The 18,868-nt window shown below is 51.9% G+C and carries 14 protein-coding genes; 4 read left to right on the top strand and 10 right to left on the bottom strand.

Going from position 1 to position 18,868, the window contains the following annotated elements; translation table 11 throughout:
• Positions 1-60: 60 nt before the first annotated feature.
• The 3 genes from FCL47_RS20560 to FCL47_RS20550 form a co-directional block, all read right to left on the bottom strand.
• Entirely contained in the window at positions 61-1,011 is a 951-nt protein-coding gene (locus tag FCL47_RS20560; protein ID WP_136815603.1) for a carbamate kinase, read from the bottom strand.
• Between the two features lie 6 nt (positions 1,012-1,017).
• Complete coding sequence (locus FCL47_RS20555) at positions 1,018-2,229, bottom strand: YgeY family selenium metabolism-linked hydrolase (protein WP_136815602.1); 1,212 nt, start codon at positions 2,227-2,229, stop codon at positions 1,018-1,020.
• Between the two features lie 124 nt (positions 2,230-2,353).
• Entirely contained in the window at positions 2,354-3,010 is a 657-nt protein-coding gene (locus FCL47_RS20550) for a transcriptional regulator (protein WP_136815601.1), read from the bottom strand.
• Positions 3,011-3,226: 216 nt separating this feature from the next.
• Between FCL47_RS20550 and argF the strand changes: the two genes are divergently transcribed.
• The 3 genes from argF to FCL47_RS20535 all read left to right on the top strand — a co-directional run bounded on the left by argF (position 3,227) and on the right by FCL47_RS20535 (position 6,155).
• Positions 3,227-4,144, top strand: a complete 918-nt coding sequence (gene argF / locus FCL47_RS20545; protein ID WP_136815600.1) for an ornithine carbamoyltransferase — start codon at positions 3,227-3,229, stop codon at positions 4,142-4,144.
• A 93-nt stretch (positions 4,145-4,237) separates the two neighbouring features.
• Positions 4,238-5,587, top strand: a complete 1,350-nt coding sequence (gene gorA / locus FCL47_RS20540) for a glutathione-disulfide reductase (RefSeq protein ID WP_136815599.1) — start codon at positions 4,238-4,240, stop codon at positions 5,585-5,587.
• A gap of 118 nt (positions 5,588-5,705) precedes the next feature.
• On the top strand, positions 5,706-6,155 hold the full coding sequence (locus tag FCL47_RS20535) for an arsenate reductase ArsC (protein ID WP_136815598.1): 450 nt from the start codon (positions 5,706-5,708) through the stop codon (positions 6,153-6,155).
• A 363-nt stretch (positions 6,156-6,518) separates the two neighbouring features.
• Here the strand turns inward: FCL47_RS20535 and FCL47_RS20530 are convergent, their stop codons facing one another.
• From FCL47_RS20530 to FCL47_RS20500, 7 genes are all read right to left on the bottom strand, one after another.
• Complete coding sequence (locus FCL47_RS20530; protein ID WP_136815597.1) at positions 6,519-7,229, bottom strand: ABC transporter ATP-binding protein; 711 nt, start codon at positions 7,227-7,229, stop codon at positions 6,519-6,521.
• Positions 7,216-7,941 (bottom strand): ABC transporter ATP-binding protein, encoded by a 726-nt coding sequence (locus FCL47_RS20525; protein ID WP_136815596.1) that lies wholly within the window; start codon positions 7,939-7,941, stop codon positions 7,216-7,218. The genes FCL47_RS20530 and FCL47_RS20525 overlap by 14 nt, the downstream gene beginning before the upstream one ends.
• 4 nt (positions 7,942-7,945) lie before the next feature.
• Positions 7,946-8,950 carry a branched-chain amino acid ABC transporter permease gene (locus tag FCL47_RS20520; protein WP_136815595.1) on the bottom strand — a complete coding sequence of 335 codons (1,005 nt, stop codon included), beginning with the start codon at positions 8,948-8,950 and terminating at the stop codon, positions 7,946-7,948.
• Positions 8,951-8,974: 24 nt separating this feature from the next.
• Positions 8,975-9,862 carry a branched-chain amino acid ABC transporter permease gene (locus tag FCL47_RS20515; protein WP_136815594.1) on the bottom strand — a complete coding sequence of 296 codons (888 nt, stop codon included), beginning with the start codon at positions 9,860-9,862 and terminating at the stop codon, positions 8,975-8,977.
• An 85-nt stretch (positions 9,863-9,947) separates the two neighbouring features.
• The gene (locus FCL47_RS20510) at positions 9,948-11,183 is read right to left on the bottom strand and encodes an ABC transporter substrate-binding protein (protein ID WP_136815593.1); all 1,236 of its coding nucleotides are present in this window, start codon (positions 11,181-11,183) and stop codon (positions 9,948-9,950) included.
• A gap of 201 nt (positions 11,184-11,384) precedes the next feature.
• Positions 11,385-12,827 carry a sigma-54 dependent transcriptional regulator gene (locus FCL47_RS20505; RefSeq protein WP_136815592.1) on the bottom strand — a complete coding sequence of 481 codons (1,443 nt, stop codon included), beginning with the start codon at positions 12,825-12,827 and terminating at the stop codon, positions 11,385-11,387.
• Positions 12,824-14,962: a cache domain-containing protein gene (locus FCL47_RS20500; RefSeq protein WP_136815591.1), complete on the bottom strand. Its 2,139-nt coding sequence runs from the start codon at positions 14,960-14,962 to the stop codon at positions 12,824-12,826. Before FCL47_RS20500 ends, FCL47_RS20505 begins: the two co-directional genes overlap by 4 nt.
• Positions 14,963-15,871: 909 nt before the next feature.
• Between FCL47_RS20500 and FCL47_RS20495 the strand changes: the two genes are divergently transcribed.
• Positions 15,872-18,823, top strand: a complete 2,952-nt coding sequence (locus FCL47_RS20495; protein ID WP_136815652.1) for a transglycosylase domain-containing protein — start codon at positions 15,872-15,874, stop codon at positions 18,821-18,823.
• Positions 18,824-18,868 lie beyond the last annotated feature (45 nt).

Raw genomic sequence — 18,868 nt, 5'->3', positions numbered from 1 at the left:
AAGTGGAACCGATTGTTTCTGTTTCGTACACGGTCGACTGGCCGCAGGGGCAGAGCCTGGTTATGGGATGATATGGGTCCCTTTGCCGCTCAACACCGCCTCTTTTATAAACTGGGGGGCGGTGATAATGACTTCTTTGCCACCGGAATTAATAAATTTAATTGCAGCTTCTATCTTGGGCAGCATGGATCCCGGGGCAAAATGGTTCTGCTTTATATAGCTCTGTGCCTGGCCGACTGACATGGTGCCGATAAGCTGCTGATCCGGTTTGCCGAAATTGAGAGCAACCTGTTCGACAGCGGTGGAGATAATCAGCAGATCAGCGCCCAGCTGTGAGGCCAGAAGGCTTGAGACGTGATCTTTGTCGATAACCGCATCAACGCCAATAAATTCATTTCCTCGGCGAACCACCGGAATACCGCCGCCGCCGGCAGCAACGACGTGGTAGCCTTCGCGCAGCAGCGATTCGATAACCGGTTTTTCGACAATTTCATGTGGTTCAGGCGACGGGACAACCCGCCGGTATCCCCGGCCTGCATCTTCCAGCAAGCTCCATTCGGGGTACTCCCGGCGGATATCCTCCAGTTGGGTGGTGTCGAAAAATTCTCCCACCGGCTTGGCCGGTTTCAGAAAGGCCGGATCGTCTTCGTCAACCACTACCTGGGTGACCAGCGTGACACACTGACCGGCAAGGTTTCTCGCCGCCAGCTCGTTGTTCATCGACTGCTGGATCTGGTAGCCGATGGAACCCTGGGTATCGGCCACGGCGTTGACCAGCGGCACCAGATGCAGGCCGACGGCCCGGCGGGCAACTTCCGACCGGCGCATGATGAAGCCCACCTGGGGCCCGTTGCCGTGGGAAATAATGATCTGGTAGCCCTGGTCGATCAGATCGACCACATGGGCCACAGTTTCCCGGATCGCAGCATGCTGATCCTCCACCTTCTGCAAATCTTTGCTCTTGATCAAAGAGTTGCCGCCGATCGCCACAAAAGCAAGTCCTGCTTTCATTAACGATTACTCCCTGTTGCCGAGGTAGATGAGCGGCAGTGCGGCATAGAAAGCAGCGCAGCGAACCAGGTCCGCTTTCCAGGTCTTTTCGTTGGGGGCGTGAGCCTGGGCTTCTTTTCCCGGGCCAAAACCGATACAGGGAATGCCGAGCAAGCCCATGATGGAGACGCCATTGGTCGAAAAAGTCCATTTATCAACGCGCGGCTCCTGGTTGAAAAGCCCTTTGTAGGTGGCGACGGTCGCCTTGGTCACTGGATGGTCTTCCGGCAGGACCCATGACGGGAAATAACATTCCGTGGGATAGACCAGGCCGGTGTAGGAAGGCCGGTCATAGCTGTACATGGAGACCTTGGCTCCCGCCGCCTTTACCGCCGGAAGATCGCGGATCTGCTGCAGGGCATAGGGACCATCCTCGCCAACGGTGAGCCTTCGGTCGACGGAAATGGAGCAGCCGTCGGCCACGGCACAGCGCGAAGGGGAGGTGAAAAAAATTTCCGACACGGTGAGCGACCCTTTGCCCAGGAAATCATCGGTGATCAACCGCTGATGCAGTTCTTCCAGTTCGCCTAAGATTCTGCCCATCTTGAAGATGGCATTGACACCGCGTTCCGGCGCGGAACCGTGGGAGCTGACCCCGGCAACATCGACTCGTATTTCCATGCGTCCGCGCTGACCGCGGTAGATGCCGCCGTCGGTCGGTTCGGTGGAGACGACAAATTCAGGTTTCAGGCCCATTTCCTTGATAATGTACTGCCAGCACAGGCCGTCGCAGTCCTCTTCCTGAACCGATCCGACAACCACCAGGGTATAATCGCCGGTAAGGTCGAGGTCCTTGATGATCTTTCCGGCGTAGACCATGGCTGCCATGCCGCCTTCCTGGTCGCTGGTGCCGCGGCCGCCTATCTCCTCGTCGTTCTCGTATCCCTGGTAGGGGTCAAATTCCCAGTTGTCTTTATTGCCGACCCCGACGGTGTCGACATGGGCATCGAGAGCGATGATGTGTTTGCCGTGGCCGATTGTCCCGTGGATATTGCCCATGGGGTCGATCTCTGTCCTGTCGAAGCCGACTTTTTCCATTTCCTGCTGAATTCTGGCGACAACACCCTTCTCATCGCAGCTCTCGCTGGGGATGGCGACCATATCCCGCAGAAAGGCCGTCATTGCCGGTTTATATTGTTCCGCCAGTTGCTTTATTTTCGCAAAATCTAATTGAGACATTGGATATTTTCTCCCGTTCATTATCTAGTATTGATGGCGTTGTAAAAACCACCTAAAGGGCATAGCAATCTTTATCTACTTCATCGTCTGCCCGCAGGAAGTGTCCTTCGGGTATAATTTTCCATCATCTTGATGCATTCCTGATCTGCTTGAGATAGTTGTATATGGTGTAGCGTGATGCGCCAAAGACTCTGGCGATATAGTCAACCGACCCCTTGATCATGAAGACACCGTCAGTATCCAATTTCTGCATTATCTCCAGCTTGTCAGCTTTTTTCAGCACGGCAGGTGCTTTGCCCTGTTCGGCAACGACGAAGTCTATCGCTGATTCCATGGTTTCGGCAAAGGTGCTTGGCAGATCGTCCTGGGTGGCTTTATTGTCAGCACCGTTGGTGTTTTTAGTGGCAAGAAAGGTGAAATCGTTAAAAGCCGTGGCCAAAAAGGAGAAATCGGTGACGTTGAAGTTAATGCACAGGCACCCCTCGAGTTTGCCCTGCTCGTCACGGACCATGTTGGTCGAACATTTTAGTATCTTCCCGTCTCGCGTGGTGCTTTTGTAGCCATATTTATCGGGAGCGTCGTCGCCGAACTCTTTCAACAACCGATACAGCATATCGGGAAGGGGAGAGCCGATCCTGCGTCTGCTGATATTACCCTCAATATAGACCAGCGAACTTTTAATGTTGCTGAAATCGTGGATTGCAACCTCGCATCGATCACCGAAAACGCTGGTGATACCCTTTGCCAGATTTGTTAAGAGTTCGAGAGTATGCCGTTTCATGTTTTCTTTATAGTGTCAACTTTTTTGTATGACAACTAAAAAATTGTATGGAAATCGCAAATACACTGCAGTTGATTAAGCGAGTCCCCGAAAAAAACACAAAATATCTTGATCGGGACGGGGAAAGAAGCATCGTGTCAGAATGAGGAAAATCTGGTAAGGTGTTTCTTTTTTTTTGCACTGAAACGTTTTTTGCACGTATCTGGAGGAATAACTTTGAAACGCGATTTTTTACACATTACTGATTTTACCGCCGACGAGATCCACGAAACCTTTGCTCTGGCCCGGGAGGTCAAAGCACGCTTTAAGGCCCGCGAAGATTATAAGCCCTTCAAGGATCACACGATGGCCATGATCTTTGCCAAACCCTCGGCCCGTACCCGTATCTCTTTTGAAACCGGGTTTTTCCGCATGGGCGGCCATGCCCTCTACCTGGGGCCGTCGGATATTTCGATCGGTAAACGTGAGGCGGTTAAAGACATTGCCAGGGTGGTGGCACGGTACAATGACGTGATAATGGCCCGACTGTTCTCCCACGATCATGTCCTGGAGATGGCCCAATATTCCTCAGTACCGGTCATTAACGGCTTGACGGACTACAACCATCCCTGCCAGATAATGGCCGACATGTTCACCATCCTTGAGCATCGCGGTCACTTTCGTGATCTCAAAATAGCTTATGTGGGGGACGGCAATAATATCGTCCACTCCTGGCTGCGATTGGCCCAGCGCCTTCCGCTGCACTTTGTCTGCGCCTGCCCGCCAGGCTACCAGCCGGACAGCAAAACGCTTGCCGAAACCAGGCAGGCCGGTTTGTCCGAGATAGAGATCAGCCACGACCCCAGGACAGCGGTGCAGGGTGCCGACATCGTCTATACCGATGTTTGGGCCTCGATGGGGCAGAAGGAAGAAGCCCAGCAACGAAAAGAACGATTCAAGGGGTTTCAGGTGAACGATGAACTGATGGCTGCAACCGGCAAAGAGAGCTTGTTCATGCATTGCCTGCCGGCGGAGCGGGGCGTGGAAACCACCGATTCGGTGATTGAATCCGCAGCGTCGATTGTCTTTGACGAAGCGGAAAACCGTATGCATGCCCAGAACGCCATTTTGTTGAAAATCTGCGGTAAAGGATGATTATTATTCGTATCTCAGGGAGATTTTTTCCACCAGGCGAACGATAACCTTGGCGATGCCTGCGTGCAGCAAAACTACATTCGGAGCAATGATATGCCACATTATGACCTGTTTGTGATTGGCGGCGGCTCAGGCGGAGTTGCCTGTGCCAGGACTTCGGCGGCGCTGGGCGCAAAAGTTGGTCTGGCAGAAGTCGACCGGCTGGGCGGGACATGCGTGAACCGGGGCTGTGTGCCGAAAAAGCTTCTGGTGTATGCGTCACACGTTGCTGAAGACATCTGCAATGCCGAAAGTCTGGGCTGGTCAAGCAAGAAAGCCACTTTTAACTGGGCGGAGTTTCGCGACGGTGTGCAGGCGGAGCTCCGGCGTCTGAACGGCATCTACGATGGTCTTCTTGAAAAATTCAATGTCCATGTTTATCAGGATGCGGCTCGTTTTCTCGATGCCAAAACCGTGCTGGTCGGCAGTCAGACTATTACTGCCGACCGGTTCATGATTGCCACCGGCGGTTCTCCGTTTGTCCCCGAATTTCCCGGACGAGAACATGTTATTGTCTCCGATGACGCCTTTTTACTCGAAAAATTACCCAGGAAAATAGCGATTATTGGTGGCGGCTATATTGCCCAGGAGTTTGCCGGGATTTTTCATGGGCTCGGCGTTGAGGTAACCCTTGTGGTACGCAGCGCTCGTCTTCTGCGCGGATTCGATGCCGATCTCGCGGAACATCTGCGCGCTGAGCAGGTGAAAAAAGGGATTATTATTTTGTGCGCGTCCCACGTCAATAAAATCGAGAAAACGGCGGAAGGGCTGCGTGTTATCTGCAAGGAATGCGATAGTAAAACCTATGATCAGATACTCTTTGCCACCGGACGCAGACCCAATTCCAACGGCCTGGGTTTGCATGATATCGGGGTAAAGGTAAACAGTGCGGGGGCCATTGCCGTTGATGAACGGATGCGGACCTCAATTGAAAATATTTATGCCATAGGCGATGTAACCGACCGAATCAATCTGACTCCGGTTGCCATTCATGAAGGCCGCATCTTTGCCGCCAATCATTTTGGCGGGGAGGATCGTATTATGGATTACACCAATATTCCCACGACAATTTTCAGTCAACCTCCGCTTGCCACTGTTGGTCTCACCGAGGCTCAGGCACGGGAGCGATATGACGACGTGGTCATTTATAAATCGGTTTTCCGACCGATGAAATATTCCCTTGGCCGGATTGAGGAACGAACATTGATGAAACTGGTAGTCGACGGCCGTACCGACCGGGTTGTGGGGGTGCATATGGTGGGAACGGATGCCGGGGAAATTATTCAGGGATTCGCCGTCGCCTTGAAAGCCGGTGCAACCAAGACTCAATTTGACCGTACAGTCGGCGTTCATCCCAGCAGTGCTGAAGAATTTGTGACGATGCGAGAGCCGTTTATTCAATAGTGGCCGGGGCAGGCAAACAAGAGGACATATCGTCTCTCACCGGTATGGCTTCTGTGTTCTAAATAATTATTTTCTATCCAGACACGTATCATTTTTATTTCACCTAAAAGAGATAGCCATGCTCGATGTACTCATAGTTTCCGATTACAACTTCGGCAAAAACATGATAGCCAAGGCATACCTCAAGGCTCTTGGCAGTGATTATTTTACCGTTGAATGTGCCGGCTTTGAGCCCGGACCTTTGAATCCGCTGGTTACGATAATAATGAAACTGGATGGTTTTGATCTGTCAAACTGCGACAGCCCCTGCTCGGTTTTCGACTTGTTCGAAAAGGGGAAACGGTATGACATTGTGATCACGATCTGCTCAAAACGGTTGGATGAGAAATGTCCTGATTTTCCTGGCCAATTGCTGCGGTTACACTGGGGGCATTCCGACCCTGATAAAATTGTGGAAAGCCGTATTGACAGGATTCAGCAAACGAGAATCATGCGCGATGGTATAAAGACAGAGGTTATCAATTTCATCAAGGCGTATAGGGAAGGGGAATTTAGTGAGTTGCGGTGAGACGCTGGTGCAGCTGGTTCCCATGCGGTGCATGGGAACTTGTTGAATAATTAACTTGTAGAAAGCATTAGAAAAATTATCCCTAACTCACCAATCCCGCCCAAGGGATTTGCGGGATAAGTTGTTTTGCAAGGTAGTGATCCCGCCTAAAAGATTTGGGGGATAAGTTGTTTTGCAAAGTAGTGATCCCGCCTAAAAACGTTGCGGGATAAGTTCATTCACGAAATAATTATCTTGTAAAGGGCACAAGAGCATTGGCAATTGGTCACTAATCCCGCCCAAAAGATTCGCGGGATAAGTTCATTCACGAAAAACGTATCTTGTAGAAAGCACAAGATACGTTTTTCTAATTCACTAATCTCACTATATCCCCAAATAAGCCTCTTTGATATGGGGATCGTCAATGAGATCTTCCGCTTTGCCCTCCATGACCACCCGGCCATGTTCCAATACATAGCCGCGATCACTGAGACTGAGGGAATGTTTCACATCCTGTTCGACCATGAGGACCGTTGTGCCCTGATCGGCGATCTTGCGGACAGTTTCAAAAATATCCTTTATCAGAATGGGCGCGAGGCCGAGTGACGGTTCATCAAGCATGAGCAGATGGGGCTGTCCCATCAGGCCGCGGCCGATGGCGACCATCTGCTGCTCGCCGCCTGAAAGGGTCATGGCAATCTGATTTTCTCTTTCCTGCAGCCGAGGCAGCAACTTGTAAACATTTTTCAGTGTCTCAGCCACATCCTTGTTGGCACGTTTATTATAGGCGCCAACCAGCAGGTTGTCCTTGACGCTCATCAGCGAAAACAGCCGTCGTCCCTCAGGGACGTGAATAATACCGCTGGCAACGACGTTCTCTGGAGGTTCCGCCTGGATCGGGACGCCATGGAAGGCAATGGTTCCCGAGGACGCGGGCATCAAGCCGGAGATCGCCCGCAATAAAGTCGACTTTCCTGCTCCATTGCCGCCGATGATACTGACAACCTCGCCTTTTTCAACCTTGAGTGACAGATCGAAAATGACCTGAACATCGCCATAGGAAACGTCGATGTTATTAATTTCAAGCAGCGACATAATCTTCTCCCAGGTAAGCCTTGATAACATTTTCGTTGTTGGCGATTTCTTTCGGGGTGCCTTCAGCAATTTTTTTGCCGAATTGAATCACCACAATCCGATCGGACAGGGCCATGATGGCGCGCATGATATGCTCAATGACAAAAATGGTCGTCCCCTGTTCGCGGATTTTTTTCAAGACCTCGACCATCTCGTCCACCTCGTTGGGCCGGAGCCCGGCCATAACCTCATCAAGGAGCAACAGCTTCGGTTCCGTAGCAAGGGCCCTGGCTATTTCCAGTCTTTTTCGGTCAGCGATGGTCAGGTTTGAAGACAGGATGTCTTTTTTGTCAGCAAAATTAAGGGATTCGAGAACCTTGATGGCTTTTTCCTCGGCAACCTGGCGGCTGTTGGTTGTGGCAAAACTGGCCACCATTACGTTGTACAGCACGCTTTTCGAGGCAAAAGGCTTGACGATCTGAAAGGTTCGGGCCAACCCCTTCTTGCACAGATTCCATGGCTTCTGGCCGTTTATTGTTTCATTGTTGAAGGTTATGACACCCGCAGTTGGTGCAAAGGCCCCGGCGATACAATTGAATGCGGTTGATTTTCCCGCGCCGTTTGGGCCGATCAGGCCGAATATCTGTCCCTTTTCTATAGTCAGATCCAGGGAATCGATGGCCCGCAGCCCCCCAAACTCTTTGGTCATACCTCGCACTTCAAGAAGAACCATTGTCCTATCTCCCGGTTGTATTGTGAGTTATACGCCGTATCAGGTTGTTATAGAGCCGGGTGAGCGGCTCCTGCAGGCCTCGGGGCTGGTAATGCATGACCAGTATAAGGACCAGGCCGAAGATGATAAGATGCATACCCGGCAGGGTATCCCCGAAGTAGATACGGGAGAAATCGCCTACCGGCCGCAGTAAAAGTGCACCAAGGATCGGTCCGGCGATCGAGCCGCGTCCGCCGATCAGGGCGATAAAGGCGATCTCGAACGATAAATCCAGAGAGATTATTGACTTCGGGTGAATATAGAGGGTGAACTGGGCGTAAAACGTGCCGGCCATTGCGGTAAGAAAGGAACTCATCGCCATGGCGATCAGTTTTGCCCTCGCCACGTTTACCCCGAGCGCCATTGCCGCCTCCGGTTCCTCTCCGCCGGCGTTGAGATAATAGCCGAGCTTGGAGCGGGAGATAACATAGGTCAATACCACCACTGCAACGAGCATGATGAGAATGATATAATAGTAGGGCTCCTTGCTGGCGAACATGAAATTGGCAAGGCCAATATCCAGCGGCGGGATCTGCAGGCCGCGTGGGCCGTTGATCTTGAAGGGGCCAATGTAGTCGATATTCTCGACTATTACTCTGAATCCTTCGGCAAAGGCAATGGTGGCAAGAGCAAAGTATGCCCCGCGCATTTTAAATGTCGGCAGACCAATCAATATTCCGGCGATGGTGGCAAGCACGCCGCCGACCAGCATGCCGATCCAGGGACTGATGCCATATTGCAGGAAAAGGATCGTCGAGGTGTAGGCACCAATGCCGACAAATGCGGCATGACCCAGCGGCAGAACGCCTGCAAAACCACCCACCAGATTCCAGCTGGTGGTCAGGTAAGCATAGAAAAATAACAGCACCAGGATATGCAGGTAGGTCGCACTGCGGATAACAAGCGGCAGGCCGAAGGCGATAAGCAGGATTGCTACCAGGGCCACTTTATTTATGTTTTTGTAATTCATCGAAATGTGTCCTCGTATTATCGGTTACCAGTCATGTTTCTGGCCAAATAACCCTGAAGGCTTGACGAAAAGAACGACTAGAAAGAGTCCGTAGACAATTGCCTCGGTCCAGGTGGCCGTCATAAACTGAGGCCCGACAGATTCTATTATGCCGATAATTATACCGCCGGCCAATGCTCCACCGATGGAACCGAGCCCGCCGAGGACGACGATAATGAAACCTTTGATATCGAAAAGGACACCTACCGTTGGAAAGACATTGTAAAACGGGACCAGGGTCACCGCGGCAATCCCGGCGGTAGCTGCACCGATACCAAAGGCCACATTATAAATTTTGTACTGATTGATCCCCATGAGGCTGGCCGCTTCCCTGTCCATGCTCGTTGCCCGTATCGCCCGGCCCATGTCGGTCTTCTGGAAGAACCAGTAAACGCCAAGAGCGGTGATTACAGCGGTGATGCAGCCGTACAGTTTCGGCACGGAGATGAACATCTCACCGATTTCGAGCATTTGTCCATTGAGCGGGTTATCGGCCAGGGAACGATATTGCGGCCCAAAAATGAGCAGGGTCAGATTGTCCAGAATATACCAGATTCCCGTGGTCACGATGATGACGGTGAGGGGTTCGCGCACATTCTTTTCGGCGATGAAAATCGGTTTTATGACAAAATTCTGCAGGGTGTAGCCGAACAGAAACATGGCCGGGGCAACGAGGACGATTGCCAGATAGGGGTGCATACCGGAAAGGGTCACTGCCCAGTAGGCCAGGTACATTCCCACCATTAACATTGAACCATGGGCAAAATTGACCACTTTCAGTACCCCGAAAATGATGGTCAGCCCCATGGCCGTCAAGCCATAGATAGATCCCATAAGGATGCCGTTGATGGTGTCCTCAATGATGTAATACATGACTGTCTCCCTGAAAATACAAAAAAAGGAAGCATCCGGAGCAAGGGATGTGCCCCTGCTCCGGTATGAATGGAACTACATACTTTTATTTATTGGGCATCGGGAAAACAGGAGTGTAACCGGCCCGACGTGCAGATTTTGGCCAGATGGTGATTCGCTCCAGCCCTTTGCCTGTATCGTTCACCTGGACCATGACCAGCGAGGCGTTTTCGTTCTGGCCGGTTTTGTCAAATTTTACCGAATCGTAACCGACAATCATACCGGGACCGGAAGACAGGTTGGTGGCAGCAAGCGCTTCTCTTATTTTTTCTGGATCAAGGGACGCCGCACGTTCCAGGGCATCTTTCAACACGTACATTGCAACATAGGCGTCGACTGCTTCCCCGGTCAGATTCTGGCCGTATTTGGCTTTGTATTTATCGTTTGCTTCTTTGGCGCCCGGTTTGTTGACGTCCGTTTCCCACTCAACAATATCAAACAGATACTGGGCATTTTTGCCGGTGGTTTTGAGAAATGACGGATCGGCATGGCCGCCGCCGCTGGCGATGATGGCTTTTAATTTAACTTTATAATCCGCGAGAGTATTGGTGAGCAGAATGGCATCGGCTGCGTTGGAGACCAGCAGCAGCACATCAGGCTTGGCCCGACGGATCTTCTGGACCACAGGGCTCAGGTCGGTTGCGGTTGACGGATACGGCTCATCCAGGACGACCTTATAACCGCCTGCTTCGGCCAGTTTTTTCCACTGTCCGGCAAAGCCTTTTCCCCAGTCGCCATTCTCGTAAACAAAGGCCAGACGCTCGACCTTGGTGCCGAATTCTTTTTCCATATCCTTCAGGAAAGCGAACTGGTCACGGGTCCACCAGCTGTCTTTGGCGGCAATCCTGAAGACGGTCTTAAAGCCTTGGTCGGTGATTTTATCAGAAACGGACACGGGAACCACAAAAGGAATGCCATATCGCTCGGCAACTGCGGTTGTCGGATACGTTACCGCACTGTTCCAGCAGCCGGTGAGGACATTGACTTTTTCGGTATTAATCAGGCGCTCTGCCTCGGCGACACCTTTTTCCGGTTTAGACTCGGAATCGGCAAAGACCAGCTCGAATTTGGCTCCTCCCAGAGACTTGATGCCTCCGGCGGCGTTAATCTCTTCCACCGCCATTTCACGTGCTGCTTTCCCCTGTTGGCCAAGTGTCGCTGACGGGCCCGAAAGGGGGATGATGTTACCGATCTTTACATTCTCGGCATGACCGGTGGCATACGAACCGGCAATCAAAGAGATTGCCAGCGCTGGGACAACGATTCTGCGTAAAATTTGCATAGGTTCCTCTCGGTTTTGGTTTGCGCCCATGTTGGCGTGGATGGTTCTACATGCTGCTCTTTTAGCAATTTATGTGCCATTGCATTTTATTTTTTTCTAACGATGGTTTTGCCGACGCATCAAGCAACGACGCCGGCGACGAGTTTTTACGACGTCCTCGACGTTTCGTCAGGTTTTGCCGAAGCATGTCAACCTTTCGTGTCAACCCTGGTTGACGTTGTCAGCCAGGGTTGACACGGGATTTCTCTTTTTTAACCGTTTATGCAGGGCCTGTCGGGAAACACCGAGCAGGCCGGCGGCCTGGCTCTGGTTGTTGTCTGTTGCGCTGAGGGCAGTGTCAACCGCATAGTCGGCAAGTTCTTCAAGGGTAGGAAAGTGACCAAAGAGGGCCTCAAGCGGATTCGTCCGGACGATATCGCTTCTGCCCAGAGAGGTCCCGCCGGCCAACCTGTCGGCGATAAGATGGTCCTGGATGTGTCCATGGGTGCAACGGGCGACGGCATCGGAAATATAGGCCTTTAATTCCCGTACATTCCCCCAGAATGGATGCTGTATCAAAAGGCTCATTGCCTTCGGGCTGATGGTCGGTACTGCTTTGTTCATGTCTTTTGCGCCGCTGGCTATCAGATGTTCGACGAGCAGGGGAATATCCTCTTTCCGTTCGCGCAGCGGCGGCACCTTGATCAGGTGGGTACTGAGCCGGTAGTACAGGTCCATCCGGAATTCACCTTCCTGTCCGGCGAGTTTGCTTAAATCTTTGTTGGCCGCGGTAATGATACGCGCCTGGCACTGTTTCGGCTGGTCTGAGCCCAGGGGATAATAGATTTTTTCCTGCAGCAGGCGCAGCAGTTTCACCTGGGATATTTCGCTTAGATCGCCTATCTCGTCCAAGAAAATTGTGCCGTCTGCCGCTTTTTCGATCATCCCGGCCCTGATTGAGTCAGCGCCGGTATACGCGCCTCTGGCATGGCCGAAAAGGGTGTCGGAGAGCAGCGCATCGTCGAGGCCGGATATATCGACTGCGACAAATTCCCCGGGCAGGCCGCTTACCTCGTGGATAGCTTTGGCGATGAGTTCTTTGCCCGAGCCGGTTTCGCCGAGGATCAGCGTTGGCAGGCCGCTTGTGGCAATCGACTCGATGTACTGGAAAAGGCCGAACATGAGAGGGCTTTTAGTGATAATCCGGTCAAAAGCCCTGTTGGTATACTCCCGGCTGCCAAAAGAAATACCCTTGAGAGACATGACTTCATTACGCAGCAAGCCAATTTCCAGGGCGTTGCGCAAAGCGGAGCTGAACATCTTGAGATCGATCGGTTTGACAAGATAGTCCTGCGCGCCGAGTTTTAAGCACTCGACGGCTGTTTCAATCTCTGAGTCGGCAGTCACGATGATGACCGGGATCTGCGGTTTGCTGCTCTTCAACTCCCGCAAAACCTCCTGCCCGCTCATATGCGGCATATTCAGGTCAAGGAACAGCACCGGGGACTGCATGTTCTCGAGAGTCGCCAGCACCCGGCGGCTGTCGCTGAGGGTTTTGACATTGTTCATGCCCATGGAGTTCAACAGAAGGCTGTATGCCTCCAGTTCCGCCGGCTCATCATCGACCAGCAGGATCGGACAATGTTTCATCTTCTCGGTAATCATGCCGCACTTCCTGGTATCATTTTTTTCAATTTGATGGTGAATCTGGCTCCCAAAGGAGTATTTTCGGCCAGGAGTTCACCGTTCATCTCTTTTTCCACTATCATCTTCGACATATACAGCCCCATTCCCGTACCGGAGGAGGCCCCTTTGGTGGTAAAATAGGGGTTAAAGATCTGCAGCAGCAGATGCTCGGGTATGCCGCCGCCGCTGTCGCTGATGGTTATTAAAACCGTCTGTTCCTCAGTGCTGACCGTTATTTCGATTTTCTTGGCCACCGGTTCGTCAGGCGCATTTTCCGCATGCTGCAGAATAGCGTCTTTGGCATTGGCGATAATATTGACGAGCACGTGGACAAATTCTCCGCGATAGCCGAAGACCAGCAGGGAACTGGTGTTAGTCTTGTTATTGACTGTCAGCGAGATACCGCCATGTTTCATCTGTGCTTCCATCAGCTTGACCGCACTGATGATCACTTCGAGTACATCGACGGGGCCTTTGGACTTGGAGGGTTTGAAGAAATTTCTGAAATCGTCGATTGTTTTCGACATGAAATGGATCTGGCCGCTTGCGCCGGACACCAGTTTGTCGACAAACGATTTGTTGAGCATATCGTTATACTGCGCGGCCTGCAGACTGGAAATATACGTGGAAAGAGTATTCAGCGGCTGCCGCCACTGATGGGCGATGATTGCCAGCATTTCACCGACTGCCGCCATTTTCTGGGCCTGCATCAGCTGTCCTTCGGCGTCGACCCTTTTGGAGATATCTCTGATGCTGGACAAGGTGAGATCCTCATCCCCCAGCCGGAAAATCTTCAGGCTTATCGAGGCAGGAAACTCAGTCCCATCGGCCCGGAGAAACGACCATCTGAATGCCTGCTGTTCCCCTTTTTCTGAATCCTGCATGATCTCCTGGAGCTTGTCGTCACTCAGCACACCATCGGGCTGATACGTCGGTGAGATATCGATTAAGCTTTTTTCAAGCAGGATATCTTTGGGGAATCCGAAGGTGTCGAGAGCCTTATGGTTACATTCGGTAATGCGGGAATCCTTGCTGATCAGGATCGCGTCATTGGCGACATTAAACAGGGTCTGGTAGTAGGTCTCAACCTCTTTTCTCTTAATAATGTTCCATTCCAGATCCTTATTTATCCCGGTCAACTCTTCCTGGTGCTGCTGGATTGCCGTGCTGTACCGCTTGCTGAAGAAAAACAGCAGCAGGCCGCTGCCGCCGATAACCACCAGGGCGATAAAGGCCAAAATACTCAACACCTTGAGTGCCACCTCCGTTGCAAAAATCATGGTCGTCTTGCGGGTGAGGGAATAGGCCTCGTCGCGGGGGGCAGTGACGCACATGAACCAGTCGGAATTGGCAATCAGGCTATAGGAGAGTACGTGGTTCTGCCGGTCGTTGCCAAGGTAGGTCACGGTGCCGAGATTGCCGCTGATAAAGCCATCCAGCTTGTCTCCCAGGTCAGGTTCTATATGCTGCAGTTTCTCCCGCATGACATATCGCTGATTGGGGTGAACCAGGATAGTCCCGTTTCTTTCGACAATAAATCCGTAGCCGGTCTCGCTTACCTTGAAGTTTAAAACATTCTGTACCAGGGTGTCGAGCACCGTATCAGCCCCCATGACCGCAACGGTTTTCTCTTTGACTATCAGCGGTTTTACCAGCGCGATCACCAGTTTATTGGTGACCAGGTCGATATAGGGCGTGGTAAAACTGACCATGCCGGTTTCACTGGCGCGCCGGTACCATGGACGAGCTCGCGGGTCATACCCTTCGGGCGGCAGCCAGTCTGCGCCATCGATTAATACCCCATCGTCTCTGCCAATATACACATCGGTGAAATGGCCTGCTTTCATGGCCATTTTCAGTGGTTTCAAGGTCGCATCGTTCTGGCCGAGATCGGAGAGGGTAATCGAGTCGGCCGTAGCAGTCAGAATTTTCATCTGCTGCTCGAGCCACATTTCCACGGTATTTGCCGCCTTGACAGCCAGATCTTCCTGTTGGGCGGCTATGGTTTTGTTGACGATATGCTGCGTGATTCGATAGTTCACTGCTGCTACGACAAAAATGACTGCAGCCAGGACGGCGAGGGTGACAATATGCTTTTTGGTCCACAGATTCATAGTATGGCAATGGCTCGATTAAACGATTCGGGGTGTGATGTTTGGCCGGTCTTTCGCAAGGTTTTGCAAAACTTGAGCCAAAGAGAACATATTTTATATAGAAATAGCGATTATTCTCAACAAAGCGATATTTTTTTTGAATTGGCCTGCACTTAGGGTGTATACTGTTGCTAACAACAACCTGGAAGGTTGCTGTCGCAGAGGCAGGGTCACGACTGACTCTCCTGCTTTGTTGTAAAGTGAATGGTGAACCAAAGTCCTGGCAACCGGTAGTATCCGGCAGGCTTTTGGCTGACCTTGACGATATATTGAAAATTGTATATTGTCGCAACTGATCTTGCATCTTGTCACGACAGAAAATCTCCCAGACTTTATTGTGATTACGACTAAATCTCAGCTATATCGGGATATGAGATGCCCTTTGCACGGGACGCCATAAACCCGTCCCTGGGGGCTTGACCGCAGCCATCCAGGCTGCGGAACACCCGTGCAAAGGGCATCTCATATCCCTCTAGACACCTTCTAAGCTGAACTTTAGTGGTAATCACAGACTTTATTGGTTTATTATTTACAGAAAGAGAGACCGGCGAGTTGAGCTTGGTTGATCTTGAGATTTTGTTTTTTGGTAATACAGGCCCTGAAAATCATCTTAATGAATGAACAACATTGAATAACGATACTCGTCCATCCATACGCAACAATCAGGGGTCCACTAACGCTCCCAGGGTCAGTGCCGGAAGTCGGGGGCCAGATAAAAGTCCCAGCTGGCAGCCGTCCAATATTGAAATAGTTGCTCCAGCACGGCATACCCGAACTGCAAAAAAGAATGCATCCTCCAAGGCACCACCGGCACCAGCCAAGGTGAAGCCAAAGAAAACTGCCCGGGTCTGGCCGTATCTGCTGCTTCTGATGATTATCTTCATCGGTGCCGCCCTGGCTGTTGGATATTATGAGATACAATCGTCCACCCTGCAGTCAAAATTTATCAGCAAGTATGCGGCTAAATTGCGTTACCGCGTGGCGGATGGACCAAGTGATAAAATAGTTTTTCCCAAAAAAGGCCCCTACGATCTTCGTCTTGGCTATGTCCAGCTGCCGTCTCTTGTCGAAAAGCTGCAGCAGAAAGGCATGGTGGTCACCAGGCAGGCCCGATTCAATGAAAGCCTGCGCAATTATGCCGAAATGGGTTTTTATATTCCCTACAGCGAGAAAAGTCAGGCCGGATTGGAGATTCTGGATACAACCGATGAATCCATGTTCCGGGTGGTCAATCCGAAACGGGTGTACAACGATTTTTTTGATATCCCCTATAAAATTATCCAGGCGCTGCTTTTTATAGAAAACCGCAACCTGCTGTCCGACCAGTATCCCAAAATAAATCCGGCGGTCGACTGGGGACGTTTTGCCAAGGCGCTTGTTTTCCAGGCCGGAGAATTAGTGAATATCGATACGCCGGCAATGGGGGGCAGCACCCTGGCAACCCAGATTGAAAAATTCCGTCATTCCGACAATGGCATGACCTCGTCCGCCAAAGACAAATTGATCCAGATGGCCTCCGCCAGCGTACGGGCGTATCAGGACGGGGAGGATACCTCTTTGTACCGGCGTGATCTGGTACTCGACTATATCAACTCCGTTCCTCTATCTGCCGCGCCGGGTTTTGGTGAAGTAAACGGCCTGGGTGATGGGCTCTATGTCTGGTTCGGGACCGAGTTTGACGAAATGAACCGGCTGTTGAACATTAAAAACCCGCAGGGGGCGGAACTTGAGGAACAGGCGAGGATAATAAAACAGGTGATCAGCCTGATGATTGCCCATAGGCGGCCCTCTTACTATCTGGTTGAAGGACGCAAGGAGCTGGCGGTGGTCTGTAACAGTTATGTCAGGCTCCTGGCCCAGGAGGGCGCGATTTCGACGGCCCTCAGCGAGGCCGCCCAGGTGCAGCCGATCTTTTTCAGAGACTTCAGTAAAAAAAGTGCCGTCCGGCAGATCGCCAACAATAAAGGGGTAAACGTGGTGCGGAATCGCCTGGGACCCCTTTTCGATACCTCGTTATACTCCCTCGACCGGATGGACCTTACGGTAACCACGACGTTAAACAGTCGCTTACAGGAGCAGGTCAGCCTCTATCTGAACAGCCTTGAAAATTCCGAGACTGCCAGGGAGTATGGGCTCCTCGGCAAGTCTTTGCTGGCGGCAGATCAGACCGATGCGCTCAGCTATAGTTTCACCTTATTCGAAAAGACACCGCAGGGCAACATGGTCAGGGTGCAGACGGACACCACCGACCTGCCGTTTGACATCAACGAGGGCAGCAAGCTGGAGCTGGGATCGACGGCCAAACTGCGCACTCTGGCCACCTATCTTGAAATTATAGCCGAGCTGCATACCAACTTATCTGGACGATCACCCGCGGAAATCACGGCAGAATTAGGGCAGGCGACAGATACCCTTACCCGCTGGGCCTGCATCAAACTGCTGGATAATCCTTCCCTGCAGCTGCAACCCATGCTCGAGGCGGCCATGTTGCGCGAATATTCTGCCAATCCAGGGGAAAGGTTTTTTACCGGCGGCGGCATCCATACCTTCGGTAACTTCAGAAAAGAGGATAACGGCCGGACAGTCACGGTGACGGAATCCCTGCAGTATTCCATCAATCTGCCATTTATCCGGATCATGTATGATATCGTCCGGTATACCCAGGCCAATCAATGGGAAAACAACCGGCAGATTATCCACAATGACAAGGATCCCCGGCGACAGGCGATGCTGGATAAGTTCATTGATAAGGAGAGCAGGGTTTTTCTGTCGCGTTTCTGGACCAAATACCAGAATATGACCGCCGATCAGCGGCTGGAGACACTCCTGGCCGGCATTACGCCAAGAGCTGTGCGGCTCACCGTTATCCATCGTCATCTTTTCCCCAACGCTGACCAGGCTGCGTACAACCGCTTCATCCGCAGCCAGCTGCCGGGAACGACCCTGACGGACAAACAGCTGGCGTCGATGTACGAAAAGTATCAGCCGGGGGCATATAACCTGCAGGATATGGGCTATCTTGCATCGGTCCACCCCCTGGAATTGTGGCTGCTCGATTATCTGCGGCAGCCAGGAGAGACTTCCCTGAAAGATGCCATAGTGAAAAGCGCCGAGGTCCGACGGGAGGTGTACGGCTGGCTGATGCGCACCAAAGCAAAAAATGCCCGGGATTCACGGGTCAGGACCGTGCTGGAAATCGACGCTTTCTCGGATATTCACCGGCGCTGGAAGAAGATGGGGTATCCCTTTGATCATCTGGTCCCGTCGCTGGCCACCGCACTGGGGAGTTCCGGCGACAGGCCTGCGGCCCTGGCCGACCTGATGGGCATTATTTTAAATGGCGGGCAACGTCTGCCGACGCAGCGGTTTACCAAGGTGGAGTTCGCCAGAGACACACCGTATGAAACTATCGTTGAACGGTCAAAACCCCAGACTGCTCAGGTCATGCACCCGGAAGTTGCAAAAATCCTGAAAGAAACCCTGGGCAAGGTCGTCAGCGAGGGCACGGCAAAACGTCTGTCGAACAGCTTTCAGCAGGGAGACGGCAGCCCGTTTCTGATCGGCGGCAAGACCGGTACCGGAGATAACCGGATCATTTCCTCATCTTCCTACGGGCATAAAACTTCATCCAGGGCCCTGAACCGGACGGCAACCTTTGTCTTTTACCTGGGCGATAATCATTTCGGCACATTGACCGCCTTTGTCAGTGGCAACTCCGCGAAGGCTTTCAGCTTTACTTCAGCCCTGCCTCTCCAGGTGTTAAAAGGAATGGTACCGATTTTACAACCCTATATCAACGCCGCCAATCAGCAGGTGAAGTAAGCCTTTCGTTCGTGACAGGTTGTTTTCCTGAAGTATTGCAGCAAT

The sequence above is a fragment of the Desulfopila sp. IMCC35006 genome (assembly GCF_005116645.1).
Taxonomy (GTDB): domain Bacteria; phylum Desulfobacterota; class Desulfobulbia; order Desulfobulbales; family Desulfocapsaceae; genus Desulforhopalus_A.
Note: the sequence above shows the minus strand (reverse complement) of the source record. Positions and strands in the feature narration are given on the sequence as shown.

Coding starts and splice junctions, on each gene's coding strand:
- FCL47_RS20510 (WP_136815593.1), bottom strand. CDS start 11,183: ATGCAAATTTTACGCAGAATCGTTGTCCCAGCGCTGGCAATCTCTTTG.
- FCL47_RS20525 (WP_136815596.1), bottom strand. CDS start 7,941: ATGGTTCTTCTTGAAGTGCGAGGTATGACCAAAGAGTTTGGGGGGCTG.
- FCL47_RS20505 (WP_136815592.1), bottom strand. CDS start 12,827: ATGATTACCGAGAAGATGAAACATTGTCCGATCCTGCTGGTCGATGAT.
- FCL47_RS20560 (WP_136815603.1), bottom strand. CDS start 1,011: ATGAAAGCAGGACTTGCTTTTGTGGCGATCGGCGGCAACTCTTTGATC.
- FCL47_RS20530 (WP_136815597.1), bottom strand. CDS start 7,229: ATGTCGCTGCTTGAAATTAATAACATCGACGTTTCCTATGGCGATGTT.
- FCL47_RS20520 (WP_136815595.1), bottom strand. CDS start 8,950: ATGAATTACAAAAACATAAATAAAGTGGCCCTGGTAGCAATCCTGCTT.
- FCL47_RS20495 (WP_136815652.1), top strand. CDS start 15,872: ATGATTATCTTCATCGGTGCCGCCCTGGCTGTTGGATATTATGAGATA.
- FCL47_RS20535 (WP_136815598.1), top strand. CDS start 5,706: ATGCTCGATGTACTCATAGTTTCCGATTACAACTTCGGCAAAAACATG.
- FCL47_RS20500 (WP_136815591.1), bottom strand. CDS start 14,962: ATGAATCTGTGGACCAAAAAGCATATTGTCACCCTCGCCGTCCTGGCT.
- FCL47_RS20515 (WP_136815594.1), bottom strand. CDS start 9,862: ATGTATTACATCATTGAGGACACCATCAACGGCATCCTTATGGGATCT.
- FCL47_RS20550 (WP_136815601.1), bottom strand. CDS start 3,010: ATGAAACGGCATACTCTCGAACTCTTAACAAATCTGGCAAAGGGTATC.
- gorA (WP_136815599.1), top strand. CDS start 4,238: ATGCCACATTATGACCTGTTTGTGATTGGCGGCGGCTCAGGCGGAGTT.
- FCL47_RS20555 (WP_136815602.1), bottom strand. CDS start 2,229: ATGTCTCAATTAGATTTTGCGAAAATAAAGCAACTGGCGGAACAATAT.